This window comes from Cytobacillus sp. NCCP-133 (genome assembly GCF_026011715.1).
GTDB lineage: Bacteria > Bacillota > Bacilli > Bacillales > Cytobacillaceae > Cytobacillus.
Window position 1 is genome coordinate 49010 of the sequence record NZ_BRVM01000002.1, and the last position, 15814, is coordinate 64823.

Sequence of the window (15814 nt, forward strand, 5' to 3'; positions counted from 1 at the left end):
TGTATATAGAGAGGAGTTGGGACAAATGAATTTCATTAAAGAATTTTATAACTTAATTGTTGGTGTTGTTGCAGGTGTTTTTGGAATTGCAGTTAGTAATGGTTTAGTAGATAAACTGGCTTCAATGTTTTTACTTCTTAGTTTATTTACTATTGGAGTATTGGCTGCTGAATATACAGTCCTTCTCATAGAGAAGAAAAATAAAATTAGAGAATTAACAGAACCATTGGTTAAGGCATTCTGTACCTTAGCCATTTTTTTATTTCTAAGCATTGGCTCTGTTATTGCTATTGGTATTGATAACAATATCCATACTGGACTTTACTTTCTTACTTGGTCTTACACGGGAATTATAGTGAGTGCTTATATCATTCAGTTACTTCACTTTGGGAAAAGATTAGGTCTTCCCGGTATGGCTAAGTTAATTGAGATTGTGGAGAACTTCTCTTCAATCTTTACTAAGTTTAAAAAATAGATTCTGATGTTTGATGAAGCCCTAAATTTTAGGGCTTTTTATTATGTTCTTTTAAGAGAACAAGAAAGGAGAGGATAATAATGAGTAAATTGATTGCAATTGACGCAGGACACGAATATAACACTGCAGGTAAAAGAACTCCAAAGTTTGATAACGGAGACTTTATGCACGAATGGGAATTTAACTATGCTGTTGCTATTGAGTTAGAAAAAATCCTTAAGAGATGTGGATTCAGAACATTAAATGTAAATCCAGATAAGAGTGAGACTTCTCTTGCTCAACGTGTAAGTAAAGCGAATACAGCAGGTGCTGATTTCTATATTAGTATCCATGCAAATGCTCTTACTGGTAAATGGGGAAATGCAAAAGGAATTGAAACTTTCGTATGGCCTTCTAAAAATGGAAGTAGCGAAAAAATTGGCCGCTTAATTCATAAACACCTTATGACTGGAACAAATATGGTTGATCGTGGAGTAAAGGACGGCTCTTGGTTATATGTAATTAAGCACACAAAGATGCCAAGTGTCCTTGTAGAATGTGGATTTATGGATAATCTTAGAGAGGCTAAACTCCTTATGAGTAGTTCATACCGTCAAGAATGTGCAGTAGAGATTGCGAAGGGTATTTGTGAGGGTTTCGGAGTGAAATATGTATCTGAACCTGTAAATAAAGAAACACCAAAACCTGCTCCTTCTCCAAAGAAAGAGAGCAATAAAGGAGTAAAGATTATCTGTTCTGCTCTTTGGACATATAACTCCAAAGATTGGAATGATAAAGCCGTTATAGTTCATAAAGACGAAGTATTCACAATCATCTCTGACAAAATCAAAGTTGATGGAGGATATATGTATCAAATCAAGAGTGGTTTATATATCACTGCTAGTTCTAAATATGTTCAAGTAGTTAACCTTTAATCATTATCAATTGAGATGTTTTATTCATAATAATTCATCTCTTTTATAATGATTATTTTCATTAATAAAGAAGATGAATGAAAGGAGTTGATTATTATGATTAGTAATGAATTACTTCTATTAATAGGGATTGTAATTTCTATTGTAGTAGTTGTATTTACCCCCTTTGCAAAATCGAAAGCAGTACAAGTCTATAACTTCATAGTTAAGAAACTTGGAAAAGACTTTGCTAATATCCTTGTGGCACTTTCTAAGGCTTTAATTTCCTACATAAAAGATAACAAAGGTAAGATATACTCTGCTGTTTCCAAGAAAACCAATGGAAAGGTAAGTAAAGAGGACATTGAGAAGATAGAAGAAGGATATAAGAAAGGAAAAGATATAATAAAGTAACACTTTGCCTCCCGTTTTGGGAGGCTATTTTTCTATTTTTATTAGTAAAACCTTACTAATGATAGAGCCGAAAATAAACCAAAACAGGGGACGAAAATAATAGATATTTGAGGTTTTTATAACTTCCGAAAATAATCCCTAATAGAGGAATTGGGTAGCAATTCCTCTATTAAAAATAATCTCCTTGACGAAAGAATAAGGTTTTCAACGACATTTATTCAATACATTTTATTCTGTTACATTCCGTGAGAATACTGGATTTATTAAGAAACGGAGGATATCCACCAATTTTCGGATCACTTTTTATCTACGGAAAAAATATTAAGAAACTCATAGATAAAAAAGCAGGATAATGTCTTTAGAAAATTAACTGTAGAGTATAAGCATTTAAATCTAAAGATAGAGGAGGAGATTCTCATGATAGAATTTCTGGAACAGTTTGGACAAAAATTTATGGAGCAAGATAAATTTCTTGCTTGGGTTGACCACATGGCATATATAAGTATTGTTGTTATGGGCATATGGCTGGTAATTGGATTAATCTATGTATTCTTAGAGTCATTTGTTGACAGTACATTTAGTGAAAATGTAAGTGGGAAATTTAAAATGGTTGTAGGTTCATTTACTCTCATTTCTATGAACTGTATTTACATTTACGCTTTATTATTTTACTAAAAAAAGGTGTTCAAAAAATATTAAAGGGAGGTTGTTTATATGGACTATAACCAACTAACTAGACCTTTTGATAAAGGTCAAATCAAGGTAAGACAAGGCCGAAAGAATATGTCTTACCAATATGTTCCTTCTCACATTGTGATTGACCGTCTCAATGAGATTGGAACATTTAATTGGAACTTTCTTGTAAAGGAAAGTAAAGAAATAAATCAAGAGGCAGTTGTACTTGGTAGTCTTCAAATTGGTAACACAATAAAAGAGGCATACGGTTCTGCAAGTATAGATGAAAAGAGAACGGCAGGGGATAGTTTTAAAACGGCTCAAGCCCTTGCTCTCACTAAAGCCGCTTCACTCTTTGGTGTTCCGTGTATCTTCCATAGTAATGTATCTAATCCAGATACACAGAAGTATCAAGAACCGTTTAACCCTAATGAGCATAAGCCTTCTATGTGGGAAGAGCCAAAGGAATGGTGTGCTGATTGTGGTCAGGTACTTACTGAACCAGAAGTTCAGTTTAGTCAAAAGTGGTCTGACACTTACCAGCATAAACTCTTATGTAAAGAATGTCAGTTACCATACAGAAATGTGAGAAGAGTGAAATAACCTCTTCTCTTTTTTATGTATAATAGAAGAAACATGATTTAGGGAGACTGGTCTAATGATTTGTAAATGTGGTGGAGTATTAAATGTAATTAGAATTGAAGAGTATCCAAATGACATAAAAGACAAGATAGGCTATAAAAGATTGTGTGATGTAGAGTGTCTTAGTTGTGGAGAGGTACAATATAGTCAGCCCTATGATTGGGGGAATAGAATTAATGAGATTAAGGATTTAAAGAAAAAATAATGTATTTACAGGTATATTTTTCTAATATATAATTAATACTACATTATATATACATTAATATACTTGCTTTACCTATTATACTAATACACGAATATATCTATATAACTCTTTCTTTACATAGTTGAGGAAAAAATACACTTAATTAAATAGTCATTCCATGCACATTCTAGAGGTGTGTCTGTATGGCTGTGTATTTTTGAATCCATCTATGAAGGGAGGAGTTTTTTATTTTGGAGAAGATCTATATTAGTGACTACTTTGAGTATGAAGATAAAAGAAAAGAGTATATCACTAACTTTAAAAACATCTTATCAGTTTGTGGAGAAGTAGAAACATTCGATTTACTAAGATTAATGTTAGTTGAACTTTCTAAACTAAAACTAGAAACAACTAATGACTTTGTAAATGCTATTTCAATTTTAAAGAATAATGTTTGTTTCACTGATATCCAAAGGACGGATATCTAACAGAAAAATCTGAGGGAGCAGTAAATATTCAACAGGGAGGTATATGACTGGAGGAAGTCATATGCTAAACAGAAAGGAAAAATTACAGTTAAATTCAAAGGGACCCGCTCATAGACTTAATAAAAAGAATATGGGAGGGAAACCTTTGGAGAGCCTTCAAACGGAACAACCAGTAAAACAGATTGAGGGCAAATTCGGAGCAATCAACATACTAGTACCTGACCGAGAAGTTTCAGCAACAGACGAAGATATCCATTCACTCATTGCTCGTATTCTTTTAATGAAACAAAAACGCTTAGCCACTAGAGAATAATCTCTGGTGGTTCTTTTTTTATTAAAAATCTGTTATAAATGTATTGACAAAACATTTTATAAGGGTTTGATAATAAGATTTTTCTATTTTAGTAGATATGATAGCACTGCGAATGAGCTAATTGTCGCTCATACAAATGAAACGGAGTATCGTTCATTCATTTCCAATAAGAAAAACGAAGCTTTGCATTCCAGGATTATTGTCATGCCAGTTCCTTATAATCTAAAAGTTTCAGAGGAAGAAAAAATTTATGAAAAAATGATCCGTGAAAGTGATGTTTCGGATGTGCATATTGCGCCGCATACTTTAAGGGTTGCAGCGATGTTTACGATCTTAACCCGTCTAAAGGATCCGAAAAAAGGTGATATTGACTTAGTTAAGAAGATGAGACTGTATGATGGTGAAAGCGTTGAAGGATACAATAGAACGGACGTGGATGAATTGAAGAAAGAGCATTCAGATGAAGGCATGAGCGGAATTGATCCGCGTTATGTCATCAACCGGATTTCTTCAACAATCATACGCAAAAATATCACAAGCATCAATGCACTGGATGTATTGCGTTCCTTAAAGGAAGGTTTGGATCAGCACCCATCCATTACTTCGGAACTAAAAGAAAGATACCTGAATTTTATTTCCTTGGCTCGCAAAGAGTATGATGATATTGCGAAGAAAGAAGTCCAGAAGGCGTTTGTCTATTCATACGAGGAGTCTGCGAAGACGCTTATGGAAAACTATCTGGATAATGTCGAGGCTTACTGCAATAAGGCGAAGCTTCGTGATCCATTAACCGGTGAAGAGATCAGTCCGGACGAGAAGCTAATGCGTTCCATCGAGGAACAAATCGGCATTTCGGAAAATGCGAAGAAAGCATTCCGTGAGGAGATTCTTATCCGTATTTCAGCTTACGCAAGAAAAGGAAAGCGGTTTGATTACAATTCACATGACCGCTTACGTGAGGCTATACAAAAGAAGCTGTTTGCTGACTTGAAAGATGTCGTCAAGATTACAACATCCTCCAAGACTCCAGATGAGCAGCAGCTGAAGAAGGTTAATGAGGTTGTAGCAAGATTAATAGATGAGCATGGCTATAATTCAACCTCGGCAAATGAATTGCTGAGGTATGTGGGAAGCCTGCTGAATCGTTAAAATAATATTGAGCCTGGCAGGAATGGCTGCCAGGCCTTTTTGTATGCTGGTTTGAAAACTTGTATTTATATCTGACCATCAAGTGAACTTGCCCCAAAAGTTCTAACAATAATTGCTTTGGGTAAATTATCAGAGTGACATAACCGAAAAAGGCGGCCTAATTAAAGAAGATACTTTACATAAAAAGTCCGAGAAAATAAGCAATATAATGATTTTAAATAAAAACTAACATGATTAAATTTTTACTCCCAACCCAGGCATGAAAATGTTTAAACCCCGTCCATACTGATAGATGACATAAACAGGTTCAGTGCGTGCTTTTTTTTGGTGACTTCGATCCTGTAATAAAAACTGCTTGAATGAGTTTGGAGTTCAACCCTTTGTGAGCACCCGTTTTCGGGTGACTACGGACAGAAAAATACTTATTGTCAAACTCATTCACTGTTTATGATCTTAATCAGAATAGGTGGTTCAAATGGAAGTATTGTTGGAACGCTGTGCGGGTTTAGATGTTCATGCGGAAAGTATTGTTGTTTGTGTACTTATAGGTAACGGTGAAAATGAGTTAATAACTGAGATTGAGACTTTCCCTACCTTTACTAAAGATTTATTTCGTCTCTTAAAATGGATGGAAGAAAAAGAAGTTACACATATTGCAATGGAAAGTACAGGTGTTTACTGGAAGCCGGTGGTTAATATTTTGGAAGATTATTTTGATATAACCCTAGCTAACGCCCAAAGAATTAAAAACGTTCCTGGTCGTAAGACTGATGTATGTGATGCAGAATGGATAGCCAAGTTATTAAGAGTAGGTTTGATAGAAAAAAGTTTTATCCCACCATCAGACATACGTGAACTTCGAGATCTCACTCGGCTTCGAAAGAAGTGGATAGGTCATATTACTTCTGAAAAGAACCGTATTCAAAAAACCTTTGAGTGTTCGAATATCAAGTTGAGTTCCGTCATTTCCGATGTCTTTGGAGTATCTGGCCGAAAGTTGCTTGTACGTCTTCTAGAAAAAGGCTATATAGATGAGGAGGAAGTAGAATCCTTTATTCATGGACGGATGCAGCACAAGAAACAAAGAATTTCTGATTCCTTATTTGGAACGATTAATGATCATCAACTGTTTTTAATCAGACAGTCTTGGAAGCATATTGAATATTTAGAGTCTCTGACCGATGAAATTGACCGGAAAATTGACCAAATACTCATGTCCTTCCAAGAGGAAGTAGCTATCTTAACATCTATACCAGGTATAAGTAGAAATACTGCTTCGGTGATTATTGCAGAAATCGGGGTGGATATGAGTCAGTTTCCTTCATCTGAACACCTTGCTTCCTGGGCAGGATTGTCACCTGGAAATCACGAAAGTGCAGGAAAGAGAAAGAGTACACGTACAACCAAAGGGAATCCTCATATTAAATCTGCTTTGTGTGAAGCTGCATGGGCAGCCTCAAGGAGTAGAAATAAATGGTTCGCCCTAAAGTATTGGTCTACTGCAGCAAGAAGAGGAAAGAAAAAAGCACTCGTAGCGACGGGCCATCGAATGCTTCGTACGATTTACTCTATGTTAATCAACAAAGAGCTATATAAAGAACCGCTACAAACTATTTAGTATAGCCAAAACCACAATAATTTAAACGAGATACCTCTCCACAAGGTAGCTCAGCTTTCTTATTGTCAAATTTAGGATGACCACTCAAGTAATGATCTATACCTACTAATAGATCAAAGATTATTTTCACAGAAAAAGAGGCTTATCGCCTCTGCATCATTCTTTTTCAGCCTTTTTTACAGAATGATCACTTTTCTTCTGGCATTCTGGACAAACAGGCTTGTTTTCAATATAGGCAGTCCGATCGTAAATGGATAATTCACCGCACCAGAAGCAGCAAAGGAATTCGCTCATAAGATCCCCCCTTTGGTTAAATCATATTGTCGCCTGGACATATTTATGCAGATGACAGTTGGCAAAAGTTTAGACGTGCCCAATAGGGGGTATATAACAAGCAGAGGTGATATCTATGAAGAAGAAAGAATTGGATAAGGATTATACACCGAGAAACAGCTCAATGGCAGAAAACGTGGAAGAAATGGAAAATCTGGGGAAGCAGATGGAAAATCTGCGAACCAATAAAGAATTAAAAGAGGATTATGAGAAATATCCTGATCCTATCCAAAATAAAAAGAAAGACAAGGACCTTCGATAAAATCGGAGGTTCCTTTTTGTGTATATGAAAATAAGATAGACAAATAGGCACGTACACATTTTTAAAAAAAGGTTTGTTTAAAAGGGCTTACGAATGTCTTATAGTCAAAATTATTTGTAAATTATTTTGTCTTCTTGCATAAGATAGAGTAATAAACATTTCTTTTATTGGAGCCTTTTAGAATGGGCTGCCAGGAATTGAGTCTATGGAAAAGCAGGCAGACTGCTGATTTAGGGATGATGCATCTTTTTTGACACTCGCGATATTGTATGTTAAAAGGCTGGAATGTGTGAAAAAATTAAATTTTTAAAGGAGGGGTTAAAATGACGAATGTCAATAACCATCAGTTTGTGATATCCCAAGAAGATTGGTCCCTCCATCGCAAAGGCCATGATGACCAGCAGCGTCATCAGGATAAAGTTCAAGAAGCAATCCGCAACAATTTGCCTGATTTAATAACGGAAGAGAACATTGTGATGTCGAATGGGCGGGAAGTAGTAAAAATACCAATTCGTTCATTGGACGAATACAAAATCCGTTATAACTATGATAAAAATAAACATGTCGGCCAAGGCGATGGAGATAGCCAAATTGGAGATGTAGTGGCACGCGATGGTTCCGGCAGCCAAAAAGGGCCCGGAAAAGGGCAGGGAGCAGGCGACCAGGCAGGAGAGGATTATTTCGAAGCAGAAGTTTCATTAATGGAAATTGAGGAAGCACTTTTTAAACAGCTGGAATTGCCTAATTTGAAGAAAAAAGAACAGGATGAAAACCTGGTGGAAAACATTGAATTTAATGATATCCGGAAAACCGGCCTCATGGGCAATATTGACAAGAAGCGGACGATGATGACGGCATTCAAGCGAAATGCCATGAACGGCAAGGCTGCCTTCCACCCGATTTATAAGGAAGATTTGAAGTTCAAAACATGGAATGAAATCGTGAAACCAGATTCAAAAGCAGTTGTGCTTGCGATGATGGATACGAGCGGTTCTATGGGGATTTGGGAAAAGTACATGGCTAGAAGTTTCTTCTTCTGGATGACACGGTTCCTGAGGACCAAGTATGAAACCGTTGAAATTGAATTTATTGCCCACCACACTGAAGCTAAGGTGGTCTCAGAAGAAGACTTTTTTTCTAAAGGGGAAAGCGGAGGAACGATTTGCTCCTCTGCGTACCGTAAAGCGCTAGAATTGATTGATATGAAATATGATCCACGGAAGTACAATATTTACCCATTCCACTTTTCTGACGGTGATAACCTGACATCTGACAATGCCCGTTGCGTAAAGCTAGTGGAAGAACTGATGAAAGTATCCAATATGTTTGGATATGGCGAGGTCAACCAATATAACCGCCACTCAACTCTTATGTCTGCGTATAAAAACGTCAAAAATGATGATTTCCGATATTTTATCCTTAAGCAAAAAGCAGACGTATTCCATGCTATGAAGAGCTTTTTTAAGCAGGAGGATAATAAGAAAATGTATGCATAAAAGAGGGGGAAACCTCTCTTTTTCTGTGTGGAAAAACTTTTTGCAGCTGAAGGTTTTTCAGCACAGGAAACCAGGCAAATGGGACATCGATGGCTTAAAAAAACATCATGGGTAACACTTTTACGTCTTTACATATAAGTCGCAGTAGATGCCGCCTTGCAGCAATCAAACAAGCCCCCAAGATAGGGGCTGTACGAAAATATTTATAGATGTTCAGAATGCTTGTTTGCTTTATGGTGAGCTTTAATATCTACTTCTTCACGCTCCACATTCTCGGTTATTATCTCCATATCCTGGACTTTCTTTTTCCCAATTACGATCTCTTCTGTTACAACGGGCTTTTTTTCAAAATGCAGAACTTCTTCTTTCAGAGGTACGTGGATGATCTCATCCTGATCAATAGGCGTTTGCTCCTCTGCATTTATGGTTGCCCGTTTGCGACTCTTAATAAAAGCTACTTCATTTGAAACTGGAACGCCAATATTCTGCTGTTCCTTAACAACTTTTTTTGCTGGTTCTACATCTCCTGACTTTTCAGCCAGCTTTTTAATATCCAGCTTCTCTTCTTTCTCGCGGGCAGAGGCATGTTCACGGTAAGCTTCTGAATGGTCATTAGCCTGAACCTGGCTGCCTTTCTCTGAAGAAGGGGAGATCCCATAGTGATCCACAATTAATGCATACTTTCCATCAAAAACCATGCTGGCGTATTCATCCAGATCATGTTGATCAAATCGGGTTCCATCTTTTTTATCAGGTTCCAGTCCCGAGTTTGAAGCGGGATTTTCTCCCATAAAAAGAGCCTTTACTGAATCGAGAAAGCGCTGATTGCCAAGCTCCTGGGATCCGACAATTCTTAGGTTTACCCCATAATTATCAGCAAAGCTTTCAAGGTTTGCTCCATCCTTTGACACAATTACTAGACTTTCCTTTTGGTATCCGTTCGACTCAGCACCGGCAATTGCTTCTTTCAGCTCTTCCTGTGTATCGTAACCGCCGACTAATATATTTTTCATTAGTTGTCCACTCTCCTAAATATTTGTTTCCTTCTCCTTTCCCGCTGGAGGGGCTTTAAAAACTTTATTAAGAGATTTAGGGAAGCAGACACGAAAAAGCAGGAGTTCAATTGAATAAGACAAGCAAATAAGATTGCATTAATAGAGGATTTCGAATATTTAGCAGCTGTAAGCCGTATGAATTAATAAATCCATGTAAATACAGTATGATAAAGTTATTATTCTATTATCTGGAACTTGCTGCTGGAGGTGGATATATGGAGATTGAGAAGCTGGCTAATAGGCTAAAGAACAGAACACCCGTTATTTTAGGAAGTGAACGATTTTCGAAATTTGCCATCTTGCTTCCGCTGGTGGAGATAGAGGGTGAAATACACGTTCTTTTTGAAGTGCGTTCACACCAAATGAGGAGGCAGCCTGGCGAGGTATGTTTTCCAGGCGGGCGGATTGATTCAGGGGATCGGGATGAAAAGCATACTGCCATCCGTGAAACCTCGGAAGAGCTTGGCATTAGTGAAGATAGCATTATTAATATTTCCCCGTTGGATTATATGATCTCATTTGGACAGATCATATACCCATATGCAGGCATCATAAAAACTCCAAACGAGATTGTCCCTAACCCGGCGGAGGTAGAAGAAGTGTTTACCATCCCCCTTTCATTTCTTAAGGAAGTGAAACCGGAGACTTATCATATAAATTTTAAGGTAGAACCGGAAGAGAATTTTCCTTTTGACTTAATCGTTGGAGGCGAAAATTATAACTGGCAAACTAGAAAGGCGGAAGAAATATTTTACTTTTTCAAGGACAAAGTTATATGGGGGCTCACTGCCCGGATTCTAAAGCATTTCCTTGAAATTGTATAGGAAACTTCTGTTCAGGACCCCAAGAAGTGAAAGCGGTTTAAAATAATTTTCAAAAAATGGGTTGACGGAGCACATTTAAATCGTTATGATTTATCTTATTAATTTAAATAATGAGAAACTTCTTATCAAGAGAGGCGGAGGGACTGACCCTATGAAGCCTCGGCAACCAGCAATTTTGCCCGGTGCCAAATTCAGAGGAATTTTATTTTCCGAAGATGAGAAGGCGGTATGGACTGTAAGTTAATTCAAACCCCTTCTTGTCTGTTATGGGCAGAAGGGGTTTTTTTGTATTGTAAATGCTGGGCAGGGAAATTAAAAAAGCAGGGGGTATGCAAGCATGTCAGTAATAACCGTTGGACTTTTAGGGTTTGGAACAGTAGGAAAAGGCGTTTACGAGACGATCATTAACCATCAGGAACGGCTTCAAGCCATCCTTGGAAAAGAAGTGAAGGTAGCGGCCATTTTGGTAAAGAATATTGAAAAGCATGATTTTCCGGATAAGGATGTGCTTTTGACCGATGATTTTCAAAAGATAATAGAGCTTCCAAAGCTAGATGTCGTGATTGATGCAATCGTTGGCAAGGAGCCAGGCTATACATATTTGCGCCATGCTGTTAAAAGAGGCTGTCATGTGATAACAGCAAATAAAGAGATGTTTGCACATCATGGCAGTGAATTAAAGAGTCTTGCAAAAAAACATAATGTCTCTTTGGGCTTTGAAGCAACAGTCGGGGGCGGAATTCCAATTATCCAGACATTAAAAAAGCTGCTTAATGCCAATCAAGTTGAACGGATCGAGGGCATCTTAAATGGAACTTCTAATTTTATTCTGACCAGTATGCGCGAAGAGAAGCTTTCTTTTGAATCTGCTTTGAAAATCGCACAGGAAAAAGGGTATGCAGAAGCAGATCCTGAAAATGATATTGAAGGGTACGATGCTTTTTATAAAGCAGTCGTTCTAAGTGAACTTATTTACGGGAAGGCGCCTGTGTGGGAAAAATCGACAAGAATTGGCATAACTGATATAACACCAGAGCAAATTAGCATTGCTTCATCCCTGGGACTTAGATTTAAACATGTGGCTTCTCTTGAAAGAGATCAAAAGGGTGTTCGATGTACAGTAAAGCCAGTTCTGGTTGGTGAGTCGCATCCTCTGTATAGAGTTGAAGGTGTTCAAAACGCTGTTTCAATTGATGCCGATATAGTGGGAAATATAAGTCTTCAAGGTCCAGGAGCGGGCATGTTTCCAACAGCAAGTGCAATTGTAGAGGATTTGATCCATCTGGAAACGAATGATTTTCCGGAGATTTTTGCAGAAGGTGAAGGCGAAGGAATAGAGGCTGCATTACCAGTTTGGGCAATGATTGGAAATTTAAGCAATCTTGAACTGCCTAATGGCTTTGAAGTCATTTCTTATTCTTCAGATAATGCTGTAATTGTGAAATCTTCCGAAGATGCAGCCGCTTCAGTTGCAAAGGATGATCTCATAGCGTATCAAATACTTGGAAACCACCATTTTTCTGATGTACGGACCGATCAAGTGCAGCCGGTATAAATGCCTTAAAAATCAAACAGGAGGAGCAGATCATGGTCTGCTCCTCCTGCATTATTCATATAGAAATGGTGGATGTTATGCCTGCTGGTTCTTCAATAAAGACTGATTTAAACCGGAGTATAGGTCTTTCACATGAACCGTTACGATTTTAGCGCCAATCTGGACATGGACCATATTATCAAAAACAGCTGTTACCAGGCCATTTAACGAAACATTTGCACCAATATTTAAATCTTTATTAGGAACTTTCATATTCTTCTTATCTGCCATCGTAACACCATCCATTCCGTTTTATTAAAAATGATTCATACATAGAATATTGCCCTTTTATAGTAAAGTAAACGCTTATATGAAAAAAGTCCAGTAAAAAAGCTTGTTTTTTTATCGACAAATTCCTTGGGATCAGGTCTTGTAAATTCTACCGGAATACACCAGTCAGAACATCAAATTGGCCTCATTTCCATAGTGCAAAGAGTCATATAAAAGCATAGAGCGCATTCAATCTATTCTTCCCCTTAAAGAACGGCAAAGCATCATTTCTATAATATCCAAATGAAATAATTATATAAATTTCGGGTCAGGGTCTTTAACCTTCATTGTTCTAAAATTTCCTAAAACCTATAAATGGATCGAAATGGCAGGGATTAAATTAGCAGTTAAAGGGTAATGATAGTCCATACTATATGAAAAGGATTGATATACTGCATGAATATGCCTCTTGCAATAGGGCTCATCTTCCTAGTCTTATTTATAACCGCATTAATCGGGATTAAAATTTTAAGGATACCTGATATTGTTATTTATATTATCTTAGGGGCCGGAATCGGCTTTTTGGGGTATTACCAGGATACAAAAGTGATTGAGGTTGCCGGTGAAATAGGTTTAATTCTATTATTCTTCCTGCTGGGCATGAAGTTTTCCGTTCGCGAATTAAGGAAAAATGGGAACAAAGTTTGGAAGCCAGGGCTGTTGGACGTCCTGCTGGGTATTGGAGTGACTACAGGGATTGTTTACATCGCTGGTCAAAGCCTTTTTGTTTCATTATTAATTGGCGGGCTTGTATACGCTACAAGCTCTTCTATTACCGTCAAATTGCTGGAGAGCAAAAATCGCCTTGATGATAAAGATTCCGAATATATGCTTTCCCTTTTGATTTTCGAAGATCTCATTGCCCCGATTCTCGTAACAGTTTTAATAGGATTAAAAGGAGAAAACTTCTCGCTTGCGGAATTCTTGTTTATTTTCCTTAAAGTGGCTATTTTAGCTGGGATTGCTATTTTGATGAGCAGAATAGTGCTTCATAAAGCCCAGCATTGGATGAAAAAGGTTGCAAATGAAGACTCTTTTTTAATACTGGTTTTGGGAGTTGCCATTACTTATGGCGGTTTTGCGGTTTTTCTTGGACTCTCTGAGGTTATTGGCGCCTTTCTTGCCGGTATCATGCTTGCCGGCACTGTCGTAAAAGAAAAAGTGGAAGAAGTGGTTCTTCCTGTAAGAAATCTCTTCCTGCCATTCTTCTTCCTTCATTTTGGTCTATCACTTGAATTTAAAGAAGAAATCCCATCGCTCGGTCTATTGGCTATAATTTTTTTATGGTCCATCATTCATAAGCTTACAGTTGGTTATTTCGGCGGCCAGTGGTATGGATTATCAAAAACAGATTCTCTCAAATCAGGTTTTTCATTAGCTTCAAGGGGGGAATTCTCCGTTATTATTGCAGGGTTGGCAACAGGAGGGCTTAAGGTATTTGCGGGTGCATATATCTTAATTGCTGCCTTAGCAGGAATGCTGCTGTTTCAGCTGGCTCCACTTCTTCAGTCAAAATTTGCAAAGGAAAGAAAATAAATCGGAAGAACCGCTCTATGCTAATGATAGAGGAGCGGCTCTTCCGGTTTGTATTTATCATCTTTTAACGAAATGTGAAGTTCTCTTTTTCCGTTAACAGCAGCGTAAAATACATCTTCTGTGTTTTTAACTTTCTTTTTTGATAATTCTTGTTTCAGCCATTCCTCGCTTATGTCTCTCCTTCGCATAACATTTTTGTAAACAATCCCATCTATTATGATTGGAAGTTCCCAGCTGCTCTCCCGTTTGGGAGAAGTAAAATGCTCTGCCCGGGCTGTTTCTTTTTGCGGGATTAACTTTACAGATAGCTCTCCATTCGCTTCAATAATAGCCATTTCAACATCCGTTACATTAAATACATTTTTTTCGCGAAGCATTTGAAGGACATTGTCGATTGAATATTTTATTGTTTGCATGTTTTTGACCAGAAACTTTCTTTTGTAAATGAAGATTGTAGGCTCAAAAGTAACGAGCCTGCCGAATTTTCGATTCTTACCTTTTATATATGAAACGAGCATCTGCAGAGAGGCAATGGCTATCACGGCGAACATAGTGAAAAGATGATTGACCTTTGGTTCCGCTATATCGGCTCCGACTACTGATCCTAGAGTCAGGATGACTAAAAAATCAAATACCGGCAGCTCGCCAATCGACCTTTTTCCCATTATTAAGGTTACAGCCAATAATAAAGGCAAAATCGTATAAATTCTTCCTATTACTTTAAGCAAATCAATCATAGAATCCATTAGCGTGCCCCCTAAAACCTTTATAATCAGCATTGTTGGTATAGAGGCGCACTTTTAGACAGGAATTCTTATAAAATTTACTCGAAGTATGCGGCTTTTATTATATTATCCTCTCTTTCTCTGACGCGATACATATGGATTTCCGGTAACCCAATATCTCCATGGATAATCCCTTGCTTCTCCAGAGTTATTAATACCAATCCGTTTCCCTCGCGAGATTTCTTGTGGAATGGTGCCTTTTGAGATCATGAGAGGAGGTTCTGAAAATGGGCGTCCATAATCCTCCATTGTTATTCCTAATGCCTTTGTCAATTTGCCTGGTCCATTAGTAAGATGTTTAGGGTCTTCCATATTTCTCCGTTTCTTCATTAGTTCCAGTCCAACAACCGGTTCAACAGCTCTAATAAGGATCGCTTCCGGCTTTTCTTCTGGTCCGCTTACGACATTTACCAAACAATGGGTATGCATGACATATGTATAGGCAAGCCCAGATTTGCTGAACATAATTTCGGTCCGCTTTGTTCTCCTGTTTCCAAAGCTGTGCGCTGCCCGATCTTCAGGGCCCATATAAGCCTCTGTTTCAACAATATAGCCTGATGCGAGACCTTCTTTTGTTATTTTAATCAATAGGCAGCCCAGAAGAGCTTCAGCTAAATCAAGAGTAGGCTGGTGAAAGAAATCCTTAGGAAGCGGATCATATGATAGATCCCAATCTGCATGTTTATCGGTCATCAAATAACACCCCAAACTATTTTCGTGATTTTCGTGAATAGCAGCTGAAACAGAAAGCATATAAACGGTGTTCCTTTTCATCCCTGTTCATGCTATTACCCTGTACCAATTCTGC

At 37.6% G+C, this 15814-nt stretch carries 18 protein-coding genes, 1 pseudogene and 1 riboswitch; of the genes and pseudogenes, 14 read left to right on the top strand and 5 right to left on the bottom strand.

Annotated elements, in window-relative coordinates; all coding sequences use genetic code 11:
- Window positions 1–25 precede the first annotated feature (25 nt).
- From NCCP133_RS04280 to NCCP133_RS04320, 9 genes and pseudogenes are all read left to right on the top strand, one after another.
- Window positions 26–475: a hypothetical protein gene (locus NCCP133_RS04280; protein WP_264803706.1), complete on the top strand. Its 450-nt coding sequence runs from the start codon at window positions 26–28 to the stop codon at window positions 473–475.
- Window positions 476–555: 80 nt separating this feature from the next.
- Window positions 556–1389, top strand: coding sequence for an N-acetylmuramoyl-L-alanine amidase (locus tag NCCP133_RS04285; RefSeq protein WP_264803707.1), 834 nt, complete (start codon window positions 556–558; stop codon window positions 1387–1389).
- Between the two features lie 96 nt (window positions 1390–1485).
- Window positions 1486–1782 (top strand): hypothetical protein, encoded by a 297-nt coding sequence (locus NCCP133_RS04290; protein WP_264803708.1) that lies wholly within the window; start codon window positions 1486–1488, stop codon window positions 1780–1782.
- A gap of 417 nt (window positions 1783–2199) precedes the next feature.
- A complete protein-coding gene (locus NCCP133_RS04295) occupies window positions 2200–2457 on the top strand; it encodes a hypothetical protein (RefSeq protein WP_264803709.1) in 258 nt (85 codons plus the stop codon).
- A gap of 39 nt (window positions 2458–2496) precedes the next feature.
- Complete coding sequence (locus NCCP133_RS04300) at window positions 2497–3060, top strand: RAD52 family DNA repair protein (RefSeq protein ID WP_264803710.1); 564 nt, start codon at window positions 2497–2499, stop codon at window positions 3058–3060.
- Between the two features lie 474 nt (window positions 3061–3534).
- Window positions 3535–3771 (top strand): hypothetical protein, encoded by a 237-nt coding sequence (locus NCCP133_RS04305; protein ID WP_264803711.1) that lies wholly within the window; start codon window positions 3535–3537, stop codon window positions 3769–3771.
- Between the two features lie 61 nt (window positions 3772–3832).
- Window positions 3833–4084 carry a hypothetical protein gene (locus NCCP133_RS04310; RefSeq protein WP_264803712.1) on the top strand — a complete coding sequence of 84 codons (252 nt, stop codon included), beginning with the start codon at window positions 3833–3835 and terminating at the stop codon, window positions 4082–4084.
- 105 nt (window positions 4085–4189) lie between these two features.
- Window positions 4190–5233, top strand: a pseudogene (locus tag NCCP133_RS04315) (protein prkA); the annotation flags it as partial.
- 475 nt (window positions 5234–5708) lie between these two features.
- Window positions 5709–6851, top strand: coding sequence for an IS110 family transposase (locus NCCP133_RS04320; protein ID WP_264803713.1), 1143 nt, complete (start codon window positions 5709–5711; stop codon window positions 6849–6851).
- Between the two features lie 156 nt (window positions 6852–7007).
- Here the strand turns inward: NCCP133_RS04320 and NCCP133_RS04325 are convergent, their stop codons facing one another.
- Entirely contained in the window at window positions 7008–7145 is a 138-nt protein-coding gene (locus NCCP133_RS04325; protein WP_264803714.1) for a hypothetical protein, read from the bottom strand.
- A 115-nt stretch (window positions 7146–7260) separates the two neighbouring features.
- Here NCCP133_RS04325 and NCCP133_RS04330 point away from each other — a divergent pair, with 115 nt between their 5' ends.
- Complete coding sequence (locus NCCP133_RS04330; protein ID WP_264803715.1) at window positions 7261–7446, top strand: hypothetical protein; 186 nt, start codon at window positions 7261–7263, stop codon at window positions 7444–7446.
- A 323-nt stretch (window positions 7447–7769) separates the two neighbouring features.
- Entirely contained in the window at window positions 7770–8942 is a 1173-nt protein-coding gene (gene yhbH, locus NCCP133_RS04335) for a sporulation protein YhbH (protein ID WP_264803716.1), read from the top strand.
- Between the two features lie 203 nt (window positions 8943–9145).
- On the opposite strand, the gene NCCP133_RS04340 is transcribed toward yhbH, so the two are convergent.
- A complete protein-coding gene (locus NCCP133_RS04340; RefSeq protein ID WP_264803717.1) occupies window positions 9146–9955 on the bottom strand; it encodes a YsnF/AvaK domain-containing protein in 810 nt (269 codons plus the stop codon).
- A 257-nt stretch (window positions 9956–10212) separates the two neighbouring features.
- Here NCCP133_RS04340 and NCCP133_RS04345 point away from each other — a divergent pair, with 257 nt between their 5' ends.
- Both NCCP133_RS04345 and NCCP133_RS04350 read left to right on the top strand, forming a co-directional pair.
- On the top strand, window positions 10213–10821 hold the full coding sequence (locus NCCP133_RS04345; protein ID WP_264803718.1) for an NUDIX hydrolase: 609 nt from the start codon (window positions 10213–10215) through the stop codon (window positions 10819–10821).
- Window positions 10822–10940: 119 nt separating this feature from the next.
- Window positions 10941–11043: riboswitch (SAM riboswitch) on the top strand.
- Window positions 11044–11158: 115 nt separating this feature from the next.
- On the top strand, window positions 11159–12376 hold the full coding sequence (locus tag NCCP133_RS04350; RefSeq protein WP_264803719.1) for a homoserine dehydrogenase: 1218 nt from the start codon (window positions 11159–11161) through the stop codon (window positions 12374–12376).
- Between the two features lie 75 nt (window positions 12377–12451).
- Here the strand turns inward: NCCP133_RS04350 and NCCP133_RS04355 are convergent, their stop codons facing one another.
- On the bottom strand, window positions 12452–12646 hold the full coding sequence (locus NCCP133_RS04355; RefSeq protein WP_264803720.1) for a hypothetical protein: 195 nt from the start codon (window positions 12644–12646) through the stop codon (window positions 12452–12454).
- A 435-nt stretch (window positions 12647–13081) separates the two neighbouring features.
- Between NCCP133_RS04355 and NCCP133_RS04360 the strand changes: the two genes are divergently transcribed.
- Window positions 13082–14221, top strand: a complete 1140-nt coding sequence (locus NCCP133_RS04360) for a cation:proton antiporter (protein WP_264803721.1) — start codon at window positions 13082–13084, stop codon at window positions 14219–14221.
- 20 nt (window positions 14222–14241) lie between these two features.
- On the opposite strand, the gene NCCP133_RS04365 is transcribed toward NCCP133_RS04360, so the two are convergent.
- Window positions 14242–14967 (bottom strand): DUF421 domain-containing protein, encoded by a 726-nt coding sequence (locus NCCP133_RS04365; protein ID WP_264803722.1) that lies wholly within the window; start codon window positions 14965–14967, stop codon window positions 14242–14244.
- Window positions 14968–15072: 105 nt separating this feature from the next.
- Window positions 15073–15699, bottom strand: a complete 627-nt coding sequence (locus NCCP133_RS04370; RefSeq protein ID WP_264803723.1) for a DNA-3-methyladenine glycosylase — start codon at window positions 15697–15699, stop codon at window positions 15073–15075.
- Between the last annotated feature and the right edge of the window lie 115 nt (window positions 15700–15814).

Bases quoted from the DNA above. Each gene is read 5' to 3' on its own strand.
- NCCP133_RS04295 (WP_264803709.1), top strand. From the start codon at position 2,200: ATGATAGAATTTCTGGAACAGTTTGGACAAAAATTTATGGAGCAAGAT.
- NCCP133_RS04310 (WP_264803712.1), top strand. From the start codon at position 3,833: ATGCTAAACAGAAAGGAAAAATTACAGTTAAATTCAAAGGGACCCGCT.
- NCCP133_RS04300 (WP_264803710.1), top strand. From the start codon at position 2,497: ATGGACTATAACCAACTAACTAGACCTTTTGATAAAGGTCAAATCAAG.
- NCCP133_RS04340 (WP_264803717.1), bottom strand. From the start codon at position 9,955: ATGAAAAATATATTAGTCGGCGGTTACGATACACAGGAAGAGCTGAAA.
- NCCP133_RS04350 (WP_264803719.1), top strand. From the start codon at position 11,159: ATGTCAGTAATAACCGTTGGACTTTTAGGGTTTGGAACAGTAGGAAAA.
- NCCP133_RS04365 (WP_264803722.1), bottom strand. From the start codon at position 14,967: ATGGATTCTATGATTGATTTGCTTAAAGTAATAGGAAGAATTTATACG.
- yhbH (WP_264803716.1), top strand. From the start codon at position 7,770: ATGACGAATGTCAATAACCATCAGTTTGTGATATCCCAAGAAGATTGG.
- NCCP133_RS04360 (WP_264803721.1), top strand. From the start codon at position 13,082: ATGAATATGCCTCTTGCAATAGGGCTCATCTTCCTAGTCTTATTTATA.
- NCCP133_RS04320 (WP_264803713.1), top strand. From the start codon at position 5,709: ATGGAAGTATTGTTGGAACGCTGTGCGGGTTTAGATGTTCATGCGGAA.
- NCCP133_RS04345 (WP_264803718.1), top strand. From the start codon at position 10,213: ATGGAGATTGAGAAGCTGGCTAATAGGCTAAAGAACAGAACACCCGTT.
- NCCP133_RS04285 (WP_264803707.1), top strand. From the start codon at position 556: ATGAGTAAATTGATTGCAATTGACGCAGGACACGAATATAACACTGCA.
- NCCP133_RS04325 (WP_264803714.1), bottom strand. From the start codon at position 7,145: ATGAGCGAATTCCTTTGCTGCTTCTGGTGCGGTGAATTATCCATTTAC.
- NCCP133_RS04330 (WP_264803715.1), top strand. From the start codon at position 7,261: ATGAAGAAGAAAGAATTGGATAAGGATTATACACCGAGAAACAGCTCA.
- NCCP133_RS04355 (WP_264803720.1), bottom strand. From the start codon at position 12,646: ATGGCAGATAAGAAGAATATGAAAGTTCCTAATAAAGATTTAAATATT.
- NCCP133_RS04290 (WP_264803708.1), top strand. From the start codon at position 1,486: ATGATTAGTAATGAATTACTTCTATTAATAGGGATTGTAATTTCTATT.
- NCCP133_RS04370 (WP_264803723.1), bottom strand. From the start codon at position 15,699: ATGACCGATAAACATGCAGATTGGGATCTATCATATGATCCGCTTCCT.
- NCCP133_RS04280 (WP_264803706.1), top strand. From the start codon at position 26: ATGAATTTCATTAAAGAATTTTATAACTTAATTGTTGGTGTTGTTGCA.